Origin of the sequence: Phascolarctobacterium succinatutens (assembly GCF_023497905.1) — a bacterium.
Taxonomy (GTDB): Bacteria; Bacillota; Negativicutes; order Acidaminococcales; family Acidaminococcaceae; genus Phascolarctobacterium_A; species Phascolarctobacterium_A succinatutens.
In genome coordinates this window covers 443,160-462,942 of record NZ_CP097284.1, presented here as the reverse complement: position 1 = coordinate 462,942, position 19,783 = coordinate 443,160, and the positions used below count along the sequence as shown (strand labels likewise).

Sequence of the window (19,783 nt, the reverse complement as noted above, 5' to 3'; positions counted from 1 at the left end):
ATAAATTAACCTTATTCAGCTTGTAACACTTTTCAAAACAAGCTGAGGCAGTTGCTGCTGCCAAAAATTTTTTGATGAGTATTTTTAGGAGGCAATTCATGGAAGCAATTCAACAAACAATCATGTATTTTCACAAAGGCGGTCTCGTTATGTGGCCGTTGCTTTTCTGTTCAATCGCAGTAATTGCAATTGCAATTGAGCGTTTTCTGTTTTACAAGGCAGAAGACAGCGGTCAGCCATTTGCCGCTAAGTATTGCGAACTTTTGCGAGCTGACGAAAGAGAAGAAGCTTTTCAATTAGCAGAAGCAACCAACGGCGAATGCGCTAAAATCGTTGCTGATGCAGCTAAAATTACCGATGGCAGAGAACAACAAAAAGCATTTTTGGAAAGCCAGGCAGGTATTTTCATTGCTAAACTGAAAAATAAACTGGACTACCTTGCTATTATTGTTACTATGTCCCCGCTGCTGGGCCTGCTCGGTACCATCGTTGGTATGATCGGTGCCTTCAGTATCTTCAACCTGGAATCCGGCGCTCCTATCGCTATCACCGGCGGTATCGGCGAAGCACTTATCGCTACTGCTACCGGTCTTTGCGTAGCTATTCTTTCCTTGTGCGCACACTCTTATTTTGCCCATCGTATGGATAATATGATTACCGACATGGAGCAATGCTTCAGTGCTCTTCTCGAAGCAGAAACAAGGAGTGGTAAATAATGCAGCTGCGCAATGTACGTGACAGAAAAACTCCGGAGCTTATTATTATCCCTATGATCGATATCATGTTCTTTCTGCTGGTATTCTTCATGCTCAGCACCATGTACATGATCGACCTGAAAACCATTCCCGTTAAACTGCCGCAGGCAGCACATGCTGCTACGGATACAACGACAACTTTCGCTGTATCCTTGAAAAATGACGGCTCTCTTTATCTTGGCGATGCGCCGACAGATATCCAGTCTTTAATAACCCAATCCTCAATCGAACAAAAAAATAATCCTCGTTTTGCTATTGTTATCAGAGCAGACAAGGATGTTGATTACGGTCGTGTTATTGAACTTATTGATAAACTTAAAGGCGCAGGTATTACCCGCTTTGGTTTGGCAACGGATGGAGCTGGTAAATAATGAATTCTGGTCAACGCAGTAGAATCGGCTTTATCGGTTCTATCGTAACACATATTTTTATCTTACTTTTCGTAAGCTTCGTCGGACTGTTTAATTTATCGCATCCGCCTGCTAACGATATCGTAGAGGTATCACTGTTTGGCGGCGGCGGCGGTGGTGGCGGCAATGATGCCGACATTGAAGACAGTAATGCAAACGACGAAGAAAACTCTACTGAAGAAGATGTGCAGGAAGAGCCTACACCGGATCCGGAGGCTATCTGGAAAAACGATGAGAATAAGCCTCAACCTGTACATAAAAAATCTGCTGTGAAAAAGGTTGCCCGTAAGGGCAGCGGCACAGGTCAAGGCAGCGGCCATGGCAGCGGTGTCGGCCCCGGCACCGGCTCCGGCAGTGGCGGCGGTAACGGCAGCGGCCACGGCACAGGCAACGGCAGCGGTACAGGCAGTGGCAGCGGCGGTGGCAGCGGCAACGCTTCTGTTGCAATTATGCCGCGTATCGTGCGCAAGATTGACCCTGTATATCCTGCTGCAGAACGCAATGCAGGCATCACCGGTTCAGGCGTTGTACGCCTTCTGGTAAACACCAACGGTACTGTTGATGAGGTTACCCTCGTAAGCTCCAGCGGTAACGCTAACCTCGACCAGGCAGGTATCAATGCCGCTTATAAATGGCGCTTCACCAGCGCTGTCGGTACTAACGGCCAAAAGGTTCGCTGCTATTTGCGCTTACCCTTCACCTTCAGACTGAGATAATTAAAACCTGTTAGCTGAAAAACTCAGCTAACAGGTTTTTTTGTGCTTCAAATATTAAAATTACTTTTCTTGCTGTCCTTCCGTCAGATAGGTCCAGCCGTTCTCCTGACGCACCTTGCCCTCTTTCATCAGATGGCCCAGAGCACGCTTGAAGGCAGCCTTGCTGATACCAAACTTCTGCTTGATAATCTCCAGCGGCGTAGAATCGCAGTAAGGCATGCTGCCGTTACGCTTCACCAGGAAATCATATATATCCTGAGCATCCGCAACAAGTGCATTCTCCTTTTGCAGACGCATAGAAACGTTAATACGTCCGTCCTCACGCAGATAGGTTACACGGCAGGTAACCTCCTGGCCGAAATCAAGTCTGCCACCGGGCACTTCACTGCGATGCAGGAAAGCAATAAAGCGTTGGTTGGTAAAAAGGAAGAAGCCTTCCGGCAGAATGTTGTAAATCGTACCGGTAACCTTGTCACCGATTTTCAAGCCTTCTGCAGGCTTGGAAGCCTTCACCATATCTTCTTCTACGCGCATCGTCACAGCCTGACGGCCGCTCTTATCGCGATACAGTCTTACCCACACGAGCTGACCGGGGTTTACATGGCCGCGCATCTGGCTATAGGGCAGGAACACACCACGCTCTGCGCCGATATCAACGAAGCCGCCGTCACGGGTAACGCTCAGCACACGTACATAGCCTAATTGGCCTTCACGCATCTTCGGCAGCTTCATGCTGGCCGTCAGACGCTTGCTGGGATCAAGGTAAAGATATACCTTTACCTCATCGCCAATATTAACCTCAGAGGTCTGCTGCAGCTTATGCAGCATGATATCGTCAGAGGTATTACCGGTGCCTGCGTCAAGGAAGGCTGCATTTTCATTCATACGTACAACCTTTAAGCTGACTACATCACCGGGGCGGTATTTAGTATTGTTCGTAACAACAGGAGCCTTTTTAGCTCTGCTGAATTTTTTATTATCAATCATCCGTATTCTCCACAAAGCTTTCAGACGGAGCATCTGCCCACAGCTGCTCTAAATTATAAAAATCGCGTTCTTCCTCCAGGAAAACGTGAGCAACAACATCACCGTAATCCAACAGTACCCAACGTGCGTCGGCATAGCCTTCCTTATGGGTAGGATGCACGCCTGCTTCTGCCAGCTTATCCTCGATATTATCAGCAATTGCCTTAACCAGAGTACTGTTGCCGGCGCTGCAGATTACATAAAAATCTGTAACGGGAGATAAGCCCTCCATATTTAATAAAAGTATATCCTTTGCTTTTTTGTCATTGGCCGCAGCCGCAATTTTTTGTGCAATGTCTTTAGTTTCCATTAAACATCCTCCTTAATTATTGCTTGCCTTTTCAGCAAACTTTGCTTCTTTTTCCAATTCATCTCTATCCTTAGGCTGCAGATGCTCCTTCGGCTCTTCTTCTGCTTCTGTTGCGGTATCTTCCTCATCTTTAAGATAAGGTATACCCAGCTCATCCAAGGATTTGTTTACGTCAGCCTGCTCGGCATTCCAATAGCTTACACCGGAGCTATCGTCAAATTTGCCATAAAGCATGCAGCTGCGCAGCTTATCATCGCCAAACAGCTTAAAACTGTTGGCAGCCTTAAGCATCGTCAACGTATTAAGATCTGTTTCTACATATTTGTCCAACGTTGCCAGCAGATTGCTTATTTTAGCTACATTTTGCACGGAAAACATCTGCTCAGCCGCTGCCTTCAGGAATTTCTGCTGTCTTTGCACGCGTCCGATATCACCAAGCTCATCCTTGCGGAAACGCACATATTTACCGGCAGTTTCACCATCCATATGCTGATAGCCATGCTTGATATCAATAACCAAATCAGCATATGGATCCTCGTAATACATATCCTTGTCTACGTAAATATCTACGCCGCCGATTAAATTTACGACATCAATAAAACCACGCCAGTTTGCCAACGCATAATAATGGATAGGTACACGCAGCAGATTAGCAACAGTCTGCTTCGCCATCACAGCTCCGCCATAGGCATAAGCCGCATTAATCTTCTCCGGATCCTTGTGTCCCGGAAGTATTACCTTCGTATCACGCGGAATAGATAAAACCGCAACCTTATTATTCTGCGGATCAAAGCTCAGCAAAATAATCGCATCTGTACGCTTAGGCTCGCTTTCCGCCGCTTCGCTGTCACCATCATCAATTCCCAGCAGCAGAACGTTGATGCGTTCATTGAGCTTCTGGTCATCACGTATTTTATCATCTGCCGCAGTTACGCTTACATGCGGCGGATTGATAAAATTGTTATAAATCCAGCAGGTTCCGAAAAAAAGTGCTGTTCCTAAAAGTCCTGCAAAAAGCAGCAAGCAAAGCAATCTTCCCCAGCGAAACTTCCGCCTGATGCGACGTTTTGCCGGCTGCTGTTGATTATTATTCTCTTCCATACTTGCCCTGCCTATTTGTTAACTGATTTCTGCGCCAGCATCAGCTCATTATAACCGTCAATGCAATGCGGATGAATTAATTGTCCGCCGGCAAGCAGATATTCAATAGTATTGCTGTAAGCCTTAAGCATTGCTTTATCAAGGCTTTTATGTGCCAGCTTGCGCAAATCCTCTATCCCCGGGAAATCTCTTCCCGGTTCAATCATATCTGCCAAAAATACAACCTTTGCCAAATCCGTCATGTGGGCGGCACCGGTTGTATGCTGCGAAATCCCTGCCAAAATTTCCTTATCTGTTACACCATATTTGGTCTGCGCATAGTATACACCTAATTTGGCATGCAGCAAAATCGGCTGATTACGTTCTACATCATCAATAGCAATTCCCAGTGCATCTGCCTCCGCCGCACTTTCCTTGCTGGCAACCTCACGGCCGCAATCATGCAGCAGCGCGCAAATCGCTATTTTTTCTTCCGGCAGCTTATGTGACTTTGCCAGTTCCAAAGCGGTTTCGTAAACGTGTACAGAATGTTTATAACGCTTCGGCGGCAAGGAAGCCTGCAAAAGCTGTTTCATTTCGTCTATTGTCATCATTTCTGCTTCATCCCTGCCTTTGATATAAATTGTGAGCATTGATATATTGCTCCACAGCCTGCGGCACCAAACCCGCCAGGCTCGCTCCTTCATGCAGCCTTGTCCTTATTTCGGTAGATGAAATATCATATTCGGGTGTATGCAGCAACATAATTCTTTCTGCGGCAGCAGCGCCCAAATGATGCACTACTTCTTCCATCACACCTTCGTAACCCGGTCTGCCGGCAGCTACAAAGGTTGCCAGCTGCAGCATTTCGTTGATAGAATTCCATGTATGCAGCTGAGCCACCGAATCAGCTCCGATAATAAAATAAAGCTCCTTATCCGGATATATCTGCCGCAGCTCTCGCAGGGTATCTATCGTATAGGATACGCCGCTACGCCGCAACTCCATATCCGACACGGTAAAATGCGTATACGGCTTTACCGCCAGTTCGGTCATCGCATAACGATGCTCTGCCGGCGCATAATCCTGTCCTACCTTATGCGGTGGTACAAAAGCCGGGATAAAAATAATTTGTTCCAGTGCAATACGTTCGTAAATAGCTTCAGCAATACGCAGATGCCCTATATGAATAGGATCAAAGGTCCCGCCTAAAACACCAAGTCCCTTTCCCGTCACAGTCATCCTCCTTGCTCAACACTTTTCTATTATTTTATTATATCAATCACTCAGCATTTGTACAACCTTCTGCAGCAGAATTATTATCGCAATAAGCAATAAAATTCCCTTTGTGCGGTCTTTAACATCAAAAACAGTTTTAGGCCTTCTCAGATAATCTGAAAAGGCCTGCAAATAATCTTTAAATGTAGGGGGTTTAGGTTCTCGTTTTGTCATTTTTTCTCCAATTTTAGAGATAAAGTGAAGATAACCTCTCTTCACTTTATCATATTATTTTACTCGTATCTCAAAGCATCAATCGGATCAAGCAGCGCTGCCTTACGTGCCGGATAAATGCCGAAGAACAGTCCGATGCCGACCGAAAAGATTACCGCAATAACAATCGCCCAGACGGAAATAACCGTATTCCATCCTGCCATACTGCTGATAATACAGGAAGCACCGATACCAAGCATTACACCTAATGTGCCGCCGATAATACCTATTACCATGGATTCAACCAAGAACTGCAGCAGGATATTATTATATGTTGCACCCAAAGCCTTGCGGATACCAATCTCACGCGTACGCTCCGTTACAGACACCAGCATAATATTCATAATACCGATACCGCCGACCAAAAGGCTGATAGCAGCAATACAGCCGAGAAGTATCGTAATATTATTGGCTGTTTCCATCATAGTTTCCATAATCTGCGCCATGTTGCCTACAGTAAAATCATCGTTAGCGCCCTCTTTAATTTTGTGGCGGGTGCGCAGCACCTGTTCTACATCGGCCTGCACATCATTGATAATATTTTCATTTTCAGCCTGCACTGTGATGCGCTGTACATTCGTAATACCCATCATACGGTTCTGTGCCGTAGTCAGGGGAACATAAACCACGTCGTCCTGATCCATGCCCATGCTGCCCTGACCCTTGCTTTTCAAAACACCGACAACCTGAAACGGTGCCTTGTTAATACGCATAATCTTACCAACAGGATTGCCCTCGGGGAACAAACTGTCAGCAACAGTCTTACCGATAACTGCCACTCTGCCGCGGCTTATGAGGTCACGATCATTCAAAATACGTCCGTCATCAACCTCCAGGCTGGAAATGGTAAAGTTGCTGGGCGTTGTACCTTCAACACGGCTGGTCCAGTTCTGATTGCCTGCAACCATTTGATAGCTTCTGTTGACACTAGCCGTAATGTTGGCAATGCCGTCAACCTGCTTTCCGATAGCCTGCATATCATCATACGTCAGCTTAACGCCTTCACCTGCTGCCAGTCGTGCACCGGTAGAGGTACGGCCGCCGGAAGTGATAATCAACAGATTACTGCCCAGCTTGGAGATATTGCTCTTAACATTCTCCTTCAGGCCAAAGCCCAGGCTGACCATCGCAATAACGGCACCAACACCGATGATAATACCAAGAAGCGTCAGGAAGGTGCGCAGTTTATTGGAAACCATGCCCTGCAAAGCCATTTTAATGCTTTCATTCAACATAAATATCTACCTTCCTTTATCAGCTTTGCGTACCGTAGCGCATATGCTGCAGCTCTATAGCAACATAATCAGTCTTACCGCCGCTGCGTTCATCACTTACCAGCTGTCCGTCACGCATTACCAGGATACGCTTCGTCTGCTCGGCAATATCCGGTTCATGGGTAACCATAACCACAGTCTTGCCGCTCTCATTCATTTTTTTGAAAATATCCATAATCTCGTAACTGGATTTGGTATCAAGATTGCCTGTAGGCTCATCGGCCATTATAATAGCCGGGTTATTGATTAAGGCTCTGGCAATGGCTACACGCTGACGCTGACCACCGCTCATCTCCATAGGCTTATGCTCAAGTCTCTCGCCCAGACCAACGGCCTCCAACGCCTTCTTTGCGCGCTCCATGCGTTCTTCTTCATCTACACCGGCATATACGAGCGGTAAGGCTACATTCTCCTGTGCTGTCAGCTTAGCTAGCAGATTAAAGTTTTGGAAGACAAAGCCTATCTTTGCATTACGTGTATGCGCCAGCTCATCGTCATCATAGCCAGCAATCTCCTTGCCATCAAGAAAATACTCGCCGGATGTCGGTCTGTCCAGACAGCCGAGAATATTCATCATCGTGGATTTACCGCTGCCGGAAGGCCCCATAATAGAAGTAAATTCACCGGGTTCTATCTTGAGATTTACGTGATAAAGCGCGTGTACCACGCTGTCACCCATCTGATAGGTTTTCATAATATCTTTTAATTCGATAACAGACATAAAGCTAACGCCTCCTTAGTGCATCGGCGGGGGGCCCATTCTGTTACTGGTCTGCTTGCTGACAGCCTTCTTCACCAGCAGCTTGTCACCAACGCTGAGACCGGTTGCTGTAACAGCTACCTCGCTGTCACTTGTCAGACCGAGTTTTACATCTACATCACGTGTTTCCTTAGTCTTTTCGTTATATACCTTTACGTAGTGGCGGCTGCCCTCACTGTATATGCAGTTTAAAGGCACAATGGTTACATCGTTTGCTTCATCGATAATAATCTCGGTTCTTGCTGTCATAGTCGGCAGCAGCTTGCCCTTAGCATCATCAACAGTAACATAAACCTTATAATAGATAACGTTGTTTTCCGTAGTTGCACTACGGGAAATCAAGCGTACCTTACCGGTAAATGTTTCGTTGGGATAAGCATCAACAGTAAACTTTACCTTTTGCCCGTCCTTAACCTGACCGATATCGGATTCATCGACAAGTGCTTCAATCTCCATATTATCCAGTGTTGCCACAGACATAATAACCTGCGGTGTGCTGATACCGGAGCTGATAGTCTGGCCAACCGGTGTAGGCTTACCGATAATGTAACCGGAAATCGGTGTGGTAATAACAGTATCATTAACATCAGAAGCAGCCTTTTCATAGTTGCTCTTGGCTACAAGATAATCTGCTTCCACGCTGTCAAATGTTGATTGGCTGATAGCACCGCGGTTCAGCAGGTTCAGATTACGCTCATAGTTAGCCTGGGCATTATGCAGCTTGGCCTGCATCTGAGCCAGCGTTGCGTTCAAAGATGTTGCATCAAGGCGCACCAGTACGTCACCGGCGTTGACATGCTGGTTTTCTTTAACCAGTACCTCAACAATTCGTCCGGTAATCTTGGAGCTGATATCAACATTATCCTGTGCGCTTAATGCGCCGGTTGCCGAAACAGTTTGCATAATGTTACCTTTTTTTACTTCGCCCATCTTAACAGCAGTAGTTGTAACCTGCGTGCTTTGATAATATTTATAGCCACCATAGCTGCCTGCGAGCAAAATCGCAGCCGCTACGAGGATATATTTATTCTTTTTCACGAAACTCATCATTTTGCATCCCTCATTCTTAAATATATTCCTTTACTATTATAACCTCTACTCTTTTTGAGGTCAAAGCAAGTATAGCAAAAAGATGTGTTTTTTTTATGGCACCATTAACAAAATTCAACACATATAACAAAAACCCCCGTCACTTTCGTGACAGGGGTTGATTTGCATTTTGACTGTCAAAGCATTTGTTGCCTTATCATTTTGAATCACCAGGCTGACGAGAAAGTGCCTGAGGCGAGGAGCAGATGTCGCCGGCGTACTTCTGGTACGTCAAGGCATTTGCGATGAAGCATATGGTGCTTTATCGACAGACTGGAATTATTTGCCAGGGAAGAACGGCCATACCATCGGAATAACGATCAGGGATACGATGAAGCATACGATTACGAGACCGCAACCAGCTTTCAGGTAGTCCATGAATCTGTATCCGCCAGGGCCGAGTACCAGAGTGTTCGGAGGAGTACCTACCGGAGTTGCGAATGCGCAAGACGCTGCAACAGCAATAGCCATCAGAACTGCTTTCGGGTCAGCGCCCAGGTTTTGGGAAATTGCAATACCGATCGGGCACAGCAGAGCTGCGGATGCAGTGTTGGACATGAACTGAGTCAGACCGCAGGACAGGATGAACAGTACACCGGTTACAACCAGCGGAGAAGGAGCGCCGCCCATCAGGCCAACAGTCCATTCAGCGATGAGTTTACCAGCGCCGGTTTTATCCATAGCGGAGGATACAGGCATCATGCCAGCGAACAGGAAAATGGTTACCCAGTCGATGGAAGCATAAGCTTGTTTTTCAGTCAGGCAGCCGGTCAGTACGCACAGCAGAGCGCCGATGATTGCTGCCATTTCCAAAGATACACCTTTGATACCAACAGCCATTACCAGGATAACGCCCAGCAGAATAGCACCGGATACCATTTGTTTAGATTTGGAAACTTCGTTAGCCTCTACCTCTTGCTCGATTTCTTGGTCAGCATCGAGTTGTTTGTTCGGGAGCAGATATTTGCCCAGGAACATCATGTAGAGCATACCAGCTACAGAGATAGGCAGACCGATCCAAGCGAATTCGAAGAAACCGAACGGCTCGATACCGGCAGCATTCATTGCACCTACTGCAATGATGTTCGGCGGGGTACCTACCATGGTGATGATACCGCCCCAACCGCAAGCGAATGCCAACGGCATTAACTGACGGGAAGCAGGAATTTTAGCTGCAGAGCAGATGCCCAGTGCAACCGGCAGCATGCAAGCTGCGGTACCGGTGTTGGACAGAACTGCGGACATTACAGTACCAACGAGCATCAGACCGAACATCAGGCTGTTTTCGCTGGTGCCGCACATTTTAACTACGGTGTTACCAATTTCTTGAGCCAGGCCGGTGTAGAACATGGAAGCGCCTACAACGAACATACCTGCAAAAAGTACTACAGTAGAGTTGGACAGACCGCTGAATACTTGCTTAGCAGGGATCAGGCCTAACAGGCCGCATGCCACAGAGGCACCAATAGCAGTAACTGCGAGAGGAATAAGTTCAGTTACGAAGAATAATGCAACTACTGCCAACAGAATAAGACATTTGATAGCTGGGGACATTGTTTTCCTCCTTAAAATAATAAAAATGTTTTGTTGTCTGTGTGTCACTATACACACTGAAGGTCATCAATAAAATAATTCTACAAGTTATCAGTAAGTTCTATCATTAACAAGTTATAGAGCTTACATTTTAGCCAAGTTTTAAGTAGTTGAAGGCTTTTAGTTTCCCTCACTTACATTACTTACTTAATCGGCTTTTTCACTTACTTTAATTACTTAATTGTCGACAGTGTTAAGTTTAACACACTTCTGACAAATTTGCAAGCCTTTTTCATTTATTTTATTCCTGTGCTTTACATGTTCTTCCACTAAGCTTATTGTATATTTATACATAGTATTGTTTGTTTATGATTTTATCGATTCACAAACCTTTTTTATTAAAAATATGTCTGTGTGCTCACCCTTAAAATCACATATCTCCGGTGCTTTCAGGCATATTTTGAACAACAAAAATCCCCGTCACTTTCGTGACGGGGATTGATTTGTATTTTAGTTTACTAACCTAACAAATTATTTGCCAGGGAAGAACGGCCATACCATCGGGATAACAACCAGGGATACTACGAAAGCTACCAGAACCAGGCCGGTACCAGCTTTAACATAGTCCATGAATTTGTATCCGCCAGGGCCACGTACCAGGGTGTTCGGAGGAGTACCTACCGGAGTTGCGAATGCGCAGGATGCTGCAACAGCGATAGCCATCAGAACTGCTTTCGGGTCAGCGCCCAGGTTTTTAGAAATTGCAATACCGATCGGGCACAGCAGAGCTGCGGATGCGGTGTTGGACATGAACTGAGTCAGGCCGCAGGACAGGATGAACAGAACTGCGGTTACAACCAACGGAGAAGGAGAGCCGCCCATCAGGCCAACAGTCCATTCAGCGATGAGTTTGCCAGCGCCAGTTACATCCATTGCTTTAGATACAGGCATCATGCCAGCGAACAGGAAGATGGTTACCCAGTCGATAGAAGCATAAGCTTGTTTTTCAGTTAAGCAACCGGTCAGTACGCAAACCAGAGCACCGATGATTGCTGCCATTTCCAAAGTAATACCTTTAATGCCAAGAGCCATTACCAGAACAACTGCCAACAGGATAACGCCAGATACCATTTGTTTAGATTTGGAGGTTTCATTTGCTTCGATTTCTTGCTCGATTTCTTGGTCAGCATCGAGTTGTTTGTTCGGGAGTAAATATTTGCCTACAAACATCATGTAAATCATACCAGCTACGGAAACCGGGATACCAATCCAAGCGAATTCGAAGAAACCGAAAGGCTCAAGACCAGCAGCGGTCATAGCACCGGTAGCGATGATGTTAGGAGGAGTACCTACCATGGTGATGATACCGCCCCAACCGCAAGCGAATGCCAACGGCATTAACTGACGGGAAGCAGGAATCTTAGCTGCGGAGCAGATACCGAGTGCTACAGGAAGTAAGCAAGCTGCGGTACCGGTGTTGGACAATACTGCGGACAGTACGGTACCAACGATCATCAGGCCGAACATCAGGCTGTTTTCGCCTGTGCCGCACATTTTAACTACGGTATTACCGATTTCTTGTGCAAGGCCGGTGTAGAACATGGAAGCGCCAACTACGAACATACCTGCGAACAGAACAACGGTGGAGTTAGACAGACCGCTGAATACTTGTTTTGCAGGAATCAAGCCTAAGAGGCCGCATGCGATAGCTGCGCCGGTAGCAGTAACTGCGAGAGGGATAAGTTCGGTTACAAATAATAATGCAACTACTGCCAACAAAATAAGACATTTGATTGCTGGGGACATTTTATGTTCCTCCTTTTAAAATTAATTTATATACAATGCCGAGGGAGGCATTCTATATCAGCTATTAATATGTAGTTTTCAAAGAACTTACGGAAATCGCTTATGTATTTTCTTGCATTTCCATGTACCTATTATAACACTATAAGCGTAAAATAAAAAGTTATTTTATTGAAAAATTTACATTATTAACGTAAATGGTGTTTTCTTGTTGCATACTTCTATATTGTATTTTATGTACATTACTGTCATGGTGTTTTATTTTTATGCTTTTATATGCTTTTCCGGAATTAAGTTAAACTATGAGTAAATGATTTTTGAAACGTGCATAAGCCTTTTGTCTGAAAATTATCTTAATTCTCTTTATAAAATCTGCTTTGATAAATTGCAGCCTTCTGCTCCAAAGCCCATTATATCAAGGGTTTGCGATTCATATAATTTTTTTAGTACCTTCTATAAGTTATTTTTAACAGCTGGTGCTAATTTCATTTTTTATGTTGAATGTAATCCAACAGTACATGTCCACTGATTGAGGACACAAAAATGCCATCTTTTTTGTTTAAAATGTGACAGTTTAGTATTCCGGACCGCTTTTTAGGCAAAAATTAAGAGGACGCGCCTTGCAGCGCGTCCTCAGGGGAGTTTCAGTATAAATTATTTACCAACAGGACCGATCATAGCCAACATGGTACCTGCAGCAACTGCAGTACCGATAACGCCTGCTACGTTAGGACCCATAGCATGCATCAGCAGGAAGTTGGACGGATTTGCTTTTTGGCCAACAACTTGAGATACACGAGCAGCCATAGGAACTGCAGATACACCGGCGGAACCAATCAACGGGTTAGTCTTGCCACCGTCTACAATGCACATCAGCTTACCGAAGATAACGCCGGCAGCAGTACCACCGATGAAAGCAACCAGACCAAGGATGATGATCAGGATGGTCTGATAGTTCAGGAATGCATCAGCACTCATGGTCAGACCAGTACCGGTAGCCAGCATAATGGTTACGGTGTTCATCAGAGCGTTTTGTGCGGTGTCGGACAGACGATCCAGGCAGCCAGCTTCTTTGAACAGGTTACCAAGCATCAGCATACCAATCAGAGCGGTTACGGAAGGTAACAGCAGGGAGATAACGATGGTGCACATGATCGGGAATGCAACTTTTTCGAAGTGGGAAACCGGACGGAGCTGTTGCATAACGATTTTACGGTCAGCTTCAGTGGTGAACAGTTTCATGATAGGAGGCTGAATCAGCGGAACCAAAGACATGTAGGAGTAAGCAGCAACTGCGATTGCACCTAACAGCTGAGGAGCCATTTTAGCAGCCAGGTAAATGGAAGTCGGGCCGTCAGCACCACCGATGATGCCGATAGCAGCAGCTTCTTGTACGGAGAAGCCAAGCAGCATAGCGCCCAGCAGAGCTACGAAGACGCCAGCCTGTGCAGCAGCGCCCAGGAGCAGGGTTTTCGGGTTAGCCAGCAGAGGACCAAAGTCGGTCATAGCGCCTACGCCCAAGAAGATCAGCGGCGGGAATACTTCGTGGTGAATACCGTACATGATAACGGACATAACACCAGGTTCTTCGAAACCGTTTTTAGGAATGTTAGCCAGAATACAACCGAATGCGATCGGGGACAGCAGTAAAGGCTCGAAACCTTTAGCAATAGCCATATAAAGCAGAAGCAGACCAACGCAGATCATGATTACATGACCGCCTGTCAGTGCAGAGAAGCCGGAGTCTGCCCATACAGAAGACAAAGCAACAAAAAATGCCTCAAACATGTGAATTTTTCCTCCTTGTTTCCCTTAATTGGGATGTTATAAGTGCAAATAAGCTCCACAATAATGCTACAACACTTTCATTTTAACTGTATCACCACAGTCTCCCCTAGTCTACCTGTGGTCTGCTTTGCAACGCAAGCAGAACATCAGAAAATGTCATTTCTTCTTATGAAGCTGCTTAAAGCAGCAGCACTGCTTTGAAACCTTGTTTCAGCTAAATCTTATTTAGCCTTGGTAGGATCAACTACCTGGATTAAACTCATCAACATGCCTAATCCGATTAGAACTCCAAAGACAATGGTCATATTGATAATGGCAATCAGCCACGGATTTGTTGTTACAGAACCCACTGTTTATCACCTCTTCCTAAGATAATTAAAGGGGAACTAAGTTCTATAAGCAAGATGCTTATCTTACTTTAATAAGTATAAAGTTATATTTTTTTATCTTCTGTTGCACAGGTCACACTGTTTTCCGTCAAACAGTTACTTTATTTACATTATTGCTTAACTTTACCTTCTATACTATTTCAAAAGTTCATTAATCGTTTTTGTTGCCTGTGCAACAGATTGTCATATTCAGTTTGCTAAAATAAATACTGCAAAGCAACAATTTAATATCCTCTCAGTTTTCAATTTGTCTAAAGAGAGATTGGGAGAATGCTGAAACGACTGCGAATTTAGTTTTGGCAATAAAAAATAACCAGCTGCGAACTGGTTATTTTTTTGCTTTCAAACAGCCGCGGCCTGATGACTGCAAGTCTATTTAAAGTTAAATAAAAGCAAAACCCATCCGTTTTACCGGATGGGCTTCACTTTTAGGGGAGAGATGTTACAACAACTGTTTATTTAGCAACAGGGCCGATCATAGCCAACATGGTACCTGCAGCAACTGCAGTACCGATAACGCCTGCTACGTTAGGACCCATAGCATGCATCAGCAGGAAGTTTGCCGGGTTAGCCTTTTGACCGACAATCTGAGATACACGGGCAGCCATAGGAACTGCGGATACACCGGCGGAACCAATCAACGGGTTAGTCTTGCCACCGTCTACCATGCACATAATCTTACCGAATACTACACCGCCCCAGGTGCCTGCAGCAAAAGCAACCAGACCTAAGCAGATAATCAGGATAGTCTGATAGTTCAGGAAGGCCTCAGCACTCATGGTAAGACCGGTACCGGTAGCCAGCATAATGGTTACGGTGTTCATCAATGCATTTTGTGCAGTATCGGACAGACGATCCAGGCAGCCTGCTTCTTTGAACAGATTACCAAGCATCAGCATACCGATCAAAGCTGTTACCGGCGGCAGCAGCAGAGAAATAACGATGGTGCACATAATCGGGAAAACGACCTTTTCAAATTTACTTACCGGACGCAGCTGCTCCATAACAATCTTACGTTCTCTTTCGGTAGTAAACAGCTTCATTACTGGCGGCTGAATCAGCGGTACCAGGGACATGTAGGAATAAGCTGCAACGGCAATAGCACCCAAAAGATGCGGAGCCATTTTAGCTGCCAGATAAATAGCTGTCGGGCCGTCAGCACCGCCGATAATACCGATAGCGGATGCTTCCTGTACAGTAAATCCCAACGCCATAGCGCCCATCAAAGATACAAATACGCCAATCTGAGCAGCAGCACCTAAAAGCAAGGTTTTAGGATTAGCAATCAGCGGACCGAAGTCGGTCATTGCGCCAACGCCCAGAAAAATCAACGGCGGGAATACTTCATGGTGAATACCATACATAATAACGGACATAACACCCGGCTGTTCGAAACCGTTTTTAGGAATGTTAGCCAGGATACAGCCAAAGGCAATTGGTGACAACAGCAAAGGCTCGAAACCTTTGCCTATAGCCATATAAAGCAGAACCAGACCAACGCCAATCATAATTACGTTGCCACTTGTCAGAGCAGAAAAACCTGAGTCTGCCCAAACAGAAGCCAAAGCGACGATAAATGCCTCAAACATAGAATAATCCTCCTCTTGGCCCATATCGGGAAAATAAGTGCATTTGTTAATAGATCAGACAAGGAAAAAGTGCATCATTTGCTTCAATGCTTATTTCTAGTAGGGTCAACCAACTGAATCATACTCATGAGTACACCTAAAGCAATGAGCACACCAAAAACGATTGTCATGTTGATAATAGAAATCAGCCACGGATTAGTTGTTACGGAACCCATATAAATCACCCCTTCCAAATAAATTTAAATATAATATTTACCGCAATATGCTTCCGGATATTTGACTTCAAACACCCCTTTTTGCCTTGCTGAATTAAGTATAAAAATAATTCTGCTGTTATTCCGTTGCTTATGTCACACATAATAAACGGACGGTCTTAGTTTACTTACAGATTGTATTCGTTTTAAATTTGTTATTGTTATTAAAATTTAAAAAGCACTTTTGTTATTGAAAAGGATTGGTTTACTTATGTAACTTAAAAAAGCAGGCTTTTTGAGCTTGCTTTTCAAATCAGAATAGCCATTAACTTCTATGCTATTATTTATGTATAAAATTAAAAATATGCATTTTACTGCCTAAAACCAGCTATTGAAAATTAAAAACGCCGCTCGTTTGAGCGGCGTTTTTTAGCAGCATTACAGCTGCTCGGTTACATTATCTTCGGGAGTCCCCTTCTTTTTGTGGCTGAAGAAGCGTTCAACAACTACAAAGAGTACAGGAATCAGGAAGATACCAAAGAGAGTAGCGATGGTCATACCACCAACTACGGCGTTACCCATGGATACACGCGCACCAGCGCCCGGGCCGGTAGCAATAGCCAAAGGCAGACAGCCTAAGATGAAGGCGAAGGAGGTCATCAGGATAGGACGCAGACGGACATGAGCAGCCTCAACAGCCGCATGTACAACATCCATGCCCTGCTCCATATTCATCTTCGCATATTCGACAATCAGAATAGCGTTCTTTGCTGCCAAACCAATCAAGGTAATCAGACCGATCTGCATATAAACGTCATTCTGCAGACCACGTGCATACTGTACCAGGAAGCAGCCGAAAACTGCGGAAGGTACAGACAGCAGTACTGCCAGAGGAATTGTCCAGCTTTCATACAGAGCTGCCAGACAAAGGAATACGAAAATCAGAGAGATAATGAAAATCTGAGTGGAACGGCTGCCGGCTTCAATCTCATCAAGGCTCTGACCGGTCCATTCGTAGGTATAGGTATTAGGCAGAACCTGCTTAGCAACCTCTTCAATAGCAGCCATAGCCTGACCGGAGGAATAACCGCTGGCAGGGTCACCGGAAATCATAATCGCACTGGCACCGTTAAAGCGTGTCATAACAACAGAGCTGTTCTTAGGAGTAGGCTTTACAAGTGTATTCAGCGGAATAGACTTGCCGTCATTGCTGCGTACAAAGAAGTAACGCATATCCTCTACACCGGTACGATATTTTTCATCAGCCTGCATAACAACCTTCCAAGTACGGCCGAAGTTATTGATATCGTTGATTTCGTTACCGCCTAAGAACGCCTGCAATGCGGAATAAACAGTAGATACAGGAACGTTCAGGGATTGTGCCTTATCACGGTCAACCTCAAACTGATACATAGGAGTATTGGTGTTCAAGGTAGTGTACAGCATACCGATTTCCGGACGCTTGCGACAAGCAGCCAAAAATTCATTAGCACGCTCACCCATGGTGTTAACATCCTCACCGCCAAGGTTCATGAGATAAAGGCTCAGAGTACCGGTACTTGAAGCACCGGGCAGAGAAGGCGGCTGGAAGGCCATAACGGTTGCATCAGGAATCTGTGCGCCCATGCCGAAAATCATCGGAATAACATCCTGTACACTGTTGCTGCGCTTGCTGTAGTCCTCCATAGTAACTACTGCCAGGCCAGCGTTAGCCTTCTGGCCCATGGACAGGATATCAATACCGCTAACCTCCATAACGTTTTTAACGCCGGGGAGCTTTCTCATATTTTGTGCAAGGCCTGCCATAATCTGCTGCGTACGGTTACTGGAAGCACCCTCAGGCAAAGCTATGGATACAGCAGTCATGCCCTGGTCCTCGTTCGGCACAAAGCCTGTCGGCGTTGCCTTCGCCAGGAAACCGATGCAGATAACCACAACAACAAGGCAGGTCAGGATAAGCTTAGATTTACGGATGCAGCCTTCAACGTTTTTCACGTATTTGGCCAGCGTTCTTGCAAACCAATCGTCAAATGCTTTTACAGCCTTGCCGATAAAGCCCTTCGGCGCCTCTTCCTTCTTGACCAGAATCAGGGAGCAAAGCGCAGGAGTCAGGGACAAAGCTACAATAGCAGAAAGCATCATAGATACAGAAATCGTAATCGCAAACTGCTTGTACAATTCACCGACAGTACCGCCGGTGAAAGCTACAGGAATAAATACCGCAGACAGTACGAAGGCAATAGCCACAACAGGACCGGAAACCTCGTTCATAGCGCGGTAGGTTGCCTCCTTAGGAGACATACCGTTTTCCTGGATATGATGCTCTACTGCTTCTACTACAACGATAGCATCATCGACAACAAGGCCGATAGCCAGAATCATTGCAAAAGCAGTCAGAGTGTTGATAGTAAAGCCCAAAATTACGAAGGAAGCGAAGGTACCAACCAAGGATACAGGTACAGCCAGAATAGGAATCAAGGTTGCACGCCAGCTGCCCAGGAACATGAATACTACCAGAATAACCAGAATCAAGGCTTCAACGAAGGTATGTGCAACCTTCTCCAGGGATTCGGTAATAAACTGGGTATTATCCTGAATAACAATCAGCTTCATATCATCCGGGAAACGGCTTTCAGCATCCTTTAATACCTCGCGGATATTCTTAACAGTTTCGATAGCATTCGCATCGGAGGTCAAGGATACCGGGAATACAACGGAATCACCGCCGTTTAGCTTGCTGACGATAAGGTCATTACGAGGACCTTCTTTGATAGTTGCGATATCCTTAAGCTTCAAGTTATCGCCGTTATTGGAACGGATAATAACGTTACCGAATTCCTCAGGCGTATTCAGACGACCTTGAGCGCTTGCGGAATAGGTACGCTCCTGCTTGTCAACGGTAGGACGGTTACCGATAGAACCAACCGCTGCCTGAATGTTTTGCGTTTTGATAGCGTTGGAAACATCGGTTACAGTTACACCCAGTTGCGCCATTTTTTCAGGATTAAGCCAGATACGGACTGCATATTCCGGACCATATTCGCCAACGGTAGATACGCCCTTAACACGCTTTACGGCATCCAGGAAGTTCGCATCCGCATATGTTCTTAAGAACATAGCATCATAGGTATTTTTAGGAGAATAAAGACCAAAATACATAATGGTCTCGGCAGATTCTTTGGCAGTAGTAACACCATAACCGGAAACCTCGCTCGGCAGAGAGCTGGTTGCCTGGGATACACGGTTCTGAACCTCTACAGAAGCGATATCTGCGTTTTTCTCCAGGTTGAACTCAACATTGAGCTCGTACTCACCACTGGAGGTACTTACGGAGGACATGTTCAGCATATTTTCTACACCGCTGACCTTCTGCTCAATGGTTTGTGCTACAGCCTTTTCAACGATATCGGCACTCGCACCTACATAGTTGGTGTTTACGCTGATACGCGGTTTGGTAATGTTAGGATATTGGGCGATAGGCAGGCTGAAGCCGGCAATCGTGCCCAATAAGGTAATAATAATCGCCAGTACTATCGCAAATACAGGGCGATCAATAAAGAAACGAGCCATCTAGCC

General features: G+C 45.5%; 17 protein-coding genes and 2 pseudogenes. 3 read left to right on the top strand and 16 right to left on the bottom strand.

Annotated features, from left to right (window positions below; all coding sequences use genetic code 11):
* The first annotated feature begins 98 nt into the window (after nucleotides 1–98).
* From M5E81_RS02205 to M5E81_RS02195, 3 genes are read left to right on the top strand one after another with little or no spacing between them, the layout of a single operon-like run.
* Nucleotides 99–716, top strand: a complete 618-nt coding sequence (locus M5E81_RS02205; protein WP_249747766.1) for a MotA/TolQ/ExbB proton channel family protein — start codon at nucleotides 99–101, stop codon at nucleotides 714–716.
* The gene (locus M5E81_RS02200) at nucleotides 716–1,126 is read left to right on the top strand and encodes an ExbD/TolR family protein (RefSeq protein ID WP_009144651.1); all 411 of its coding nucleotides are present in this window, start codon (nucleotides 716–718) and stop codon (nucleotides 1,124–1,126) included. Before M5E81_RS02205 ends, M5E81_RS02200 begins: the two co-directional genes overlap by 1 nt.
* Nucleotides 1,126–1,881 carry an energy transducer TonB gene (locus tag M5E81_RS02195; RefSeq protein WP_249747765.1) on the top strand — a complete coding sequence of 252 codons (756 nt, stop codon included), beginning with the start codon at nucleotides 1,126–1,128 and terminating at the stop codon, nucleotides 1,879–1,881. The genes M5E81_RS02200 and M5E81_RS02195 overlap by 1 nt, the downstream gene beginning before the upstream one ends.
* 60 nt (nucleotides 1,882–1,941) lie before the next feature.
* Here the strand turns inward: M5E81_RS02195 and M5E81_RS02190 are convergent, their stop codons facing one another.
* From M5E81_RS02190 to M5E81_RS02125, 16 genes and pseudogenes are all read right to left on the bottom strand, one after another.
* Nucleotides 1,942–2,868: a CvfB family protein gene (locus M5E81_RS02190; protein ID WP_009144649.1), complete on the bottom strand. Its 927-nt coding sequence runs from the start codon at nucleotides 2,866–2,868 to the stop codon at nucleotides 1,942–1,944.
* Nucleotides 2,861–3,217, bottom strand: coding sequence for a ribosome silencing factor (rsfS, locus tag M5E81_RS02185; RefSeq protein WP_009144648.1), 357 nt, complete (start codon nucleotides 3,215–3,217; stop codon nucleotides 2,861–2,863). The genes M5E81_RS02190 and rsfS overlap by 8 nt, the downstream gene beginning before the upstream one ends.
* Before the next feature lie 12 nt (nucleotides 3,218–3,229).
* Nucleotides 3,230–4,318 carry an LCP family protein gene (locus M5E81_RS02180; RefSeq protein WP_009144647.1) on the bottom strand — a complete coding sequence of 363 codons (1,089 nt, stop codon included), beginning with the start codon at nucleotides 4,316–4,318 and terminating at the stop codon, nucleotides 3,230–3,232.
* 11 nt (nucleotides 4,319–4,329) lie between these two features.
* Complete coding sequence (gene yqeK, locus M5E81_RS02175) at nucleotides 4,330–4,950, bottom strand: bis(5'-nucleosyl)-tetraphosphatase (symmetrical) YqeK (RefSeq protein ID WP_009144646.1); 621 nt, start codon at nucleotides 4,948–4,950, stop codon at nucleotides 4,330–4,332.
* Nucleotides 4,919–5,533, bottom strand: a complete 615-nt coding sequence (gene nadD, locus M5E81_RS02170; RefSeq protein WP_249747764.1) for a nicotinate-nucleotide adenylyltransferase — start codon at nucleotides 5,531–5,533, stop codon at nucleotides 4,919–4,921. Before nadD ends, yqeK begins: the two co-directional genes overlap by 32 nt.
* 42 nt (nucleotides 5,534–5,575) lie before the next feature.
* Complete coding sequence (locus tag M5E81_RS02165) at nucleotides 5,576–5,749, bottom strand: hypothetical protein (RefSeq protein ID WP_154645642.1); 174 nt, start codon at nucleotides 5,747–5,749, stop codon at nucleotides 5,576–5,578.
* A gap of 59 nt (nucleotides 5,750–5,808) precedes the next feature.
* The gene (locus M5E81_RS02160) at nucleotides 5,809–7,023 is read right to left on the bottom strand and encodes an ABC transporter permease (RefSeq protein WP_009144643.1); all 1,215 of its coding nucleotides are present in this window, start codon (nucleotides 7,021–7,023) and stop codon (nucleotides 5,809–5,811) included.
* A gap of 19 nt (nucleotides 7,024–7,042) precedes the next feature.
* Entirely contained in the window at nucleotides 7,043–7,783 is a 741-nt protein-coding gene (locus M5E81_RS02155; protein ID WP_249747763.1) for an ABC transporter ATP-binding protein, read from the bottom strand.
* A 15-nt stretch (nucleotides 7,784–7,798) separates the two neighbouring features.
* Nucleotides 7,799–8,872, bottom strand: coding sequence for an efflux RND transporter periplasmic adaptor subunit (locus M5E81_RS02150; RefSeq protein ID WP_009144641.1), 1,074 nt, complete (start codon nucleotides 8,870–8,872; stop codon nucleotides 7,799–7,801).
* A gap of 318 nt (nucleotides 8,873–9,190) precedes the next feature.
* The gene (locus tag M5E81_RS02145) at nucleotides 9,191–10,465 is read right to left on the bottom strand and encodes an SLC13 family permease (RefSeq protein ID WP_249747762.1); all 1,275 of its coding nucleotides are present in this window, start codon (nucleotides 10,463–10,465) and stop codon (nucleotides 9,191–9,193) included.
* Between the two features lie 510 nt (nucleotides 10,466–10,975).
* Nucleotides 10,976–12,250, bottom strand: coding sequence for an SLC13 family permease (locus M5E81_RS02140; RefSeq protein WP_249747761.1), 1,275 nt, complete (start codon nucleotides 12,248–12,250; stop codon nucleotides 10,976–10,978).
* A 651-nt stretch (nucleotides 12,251–12,901) separates the two neighbouring features.
* A complete protein-coding gene (locus M5E81_RS02135) occupies nucleotides 12,902–14,035 on the bottom strand; it encodes a sodium ion-translocating decarboxylase subunit beta (protein WP_249747760.1) in 1,134 nt (377 codons plus the stop codon).
* Nucleotides 14,036–14,259: 224 nt separating this feature from the next.
* Nucleotides 14,260–14,385 (bottom strand): annotated as a pseudogene (locus tag M5E81_RS11375) (OadG family protein); the annotation flags it as partial.
* 494 nt (nucleotides 14,386–14,879) lie between these two features.
* The gene (locus M5E81_RS02130; RefSeq protein WP_021719525.1) at nucleotides 14,880–16,013 is read right to left on the bottom strand and encodes a sodium ion-translocating decarboxylase subunit beta; all 1,134 of its coding nucleotides are present in this window, start codon (nucleotides 16,011–16,013) and stop codon (nucleotides 14,880–14,882) included.
* An 89-nt stretch (nucleotides 16,014–16,102) separates the two neighbouring features.
* Nucleotides 16,103–16,228, bottom strand: a pseudogene (locus M5E81_RS11370) (sodium pump decarboxylase); the annotation flags it as partial.
* A 417-nt stretch (nucleotides 16,229–16,645) separates the two neighbouring features.
* Nucleotides 16,646–19,777 (bottom strand): efflux RND transporter permease subunit, encoded by a 3,132-nt coding sequence (locus tag M5E81_RS02125; protein WP_249747759.1) that lies wholly within the window; start codon nucleotides 19,775–19,777, stop codon nucleotides 16,646–16,648.
* Between the last annotated feature and the right edge of the window lie 6 nt (nucleotides 19,778–19,783).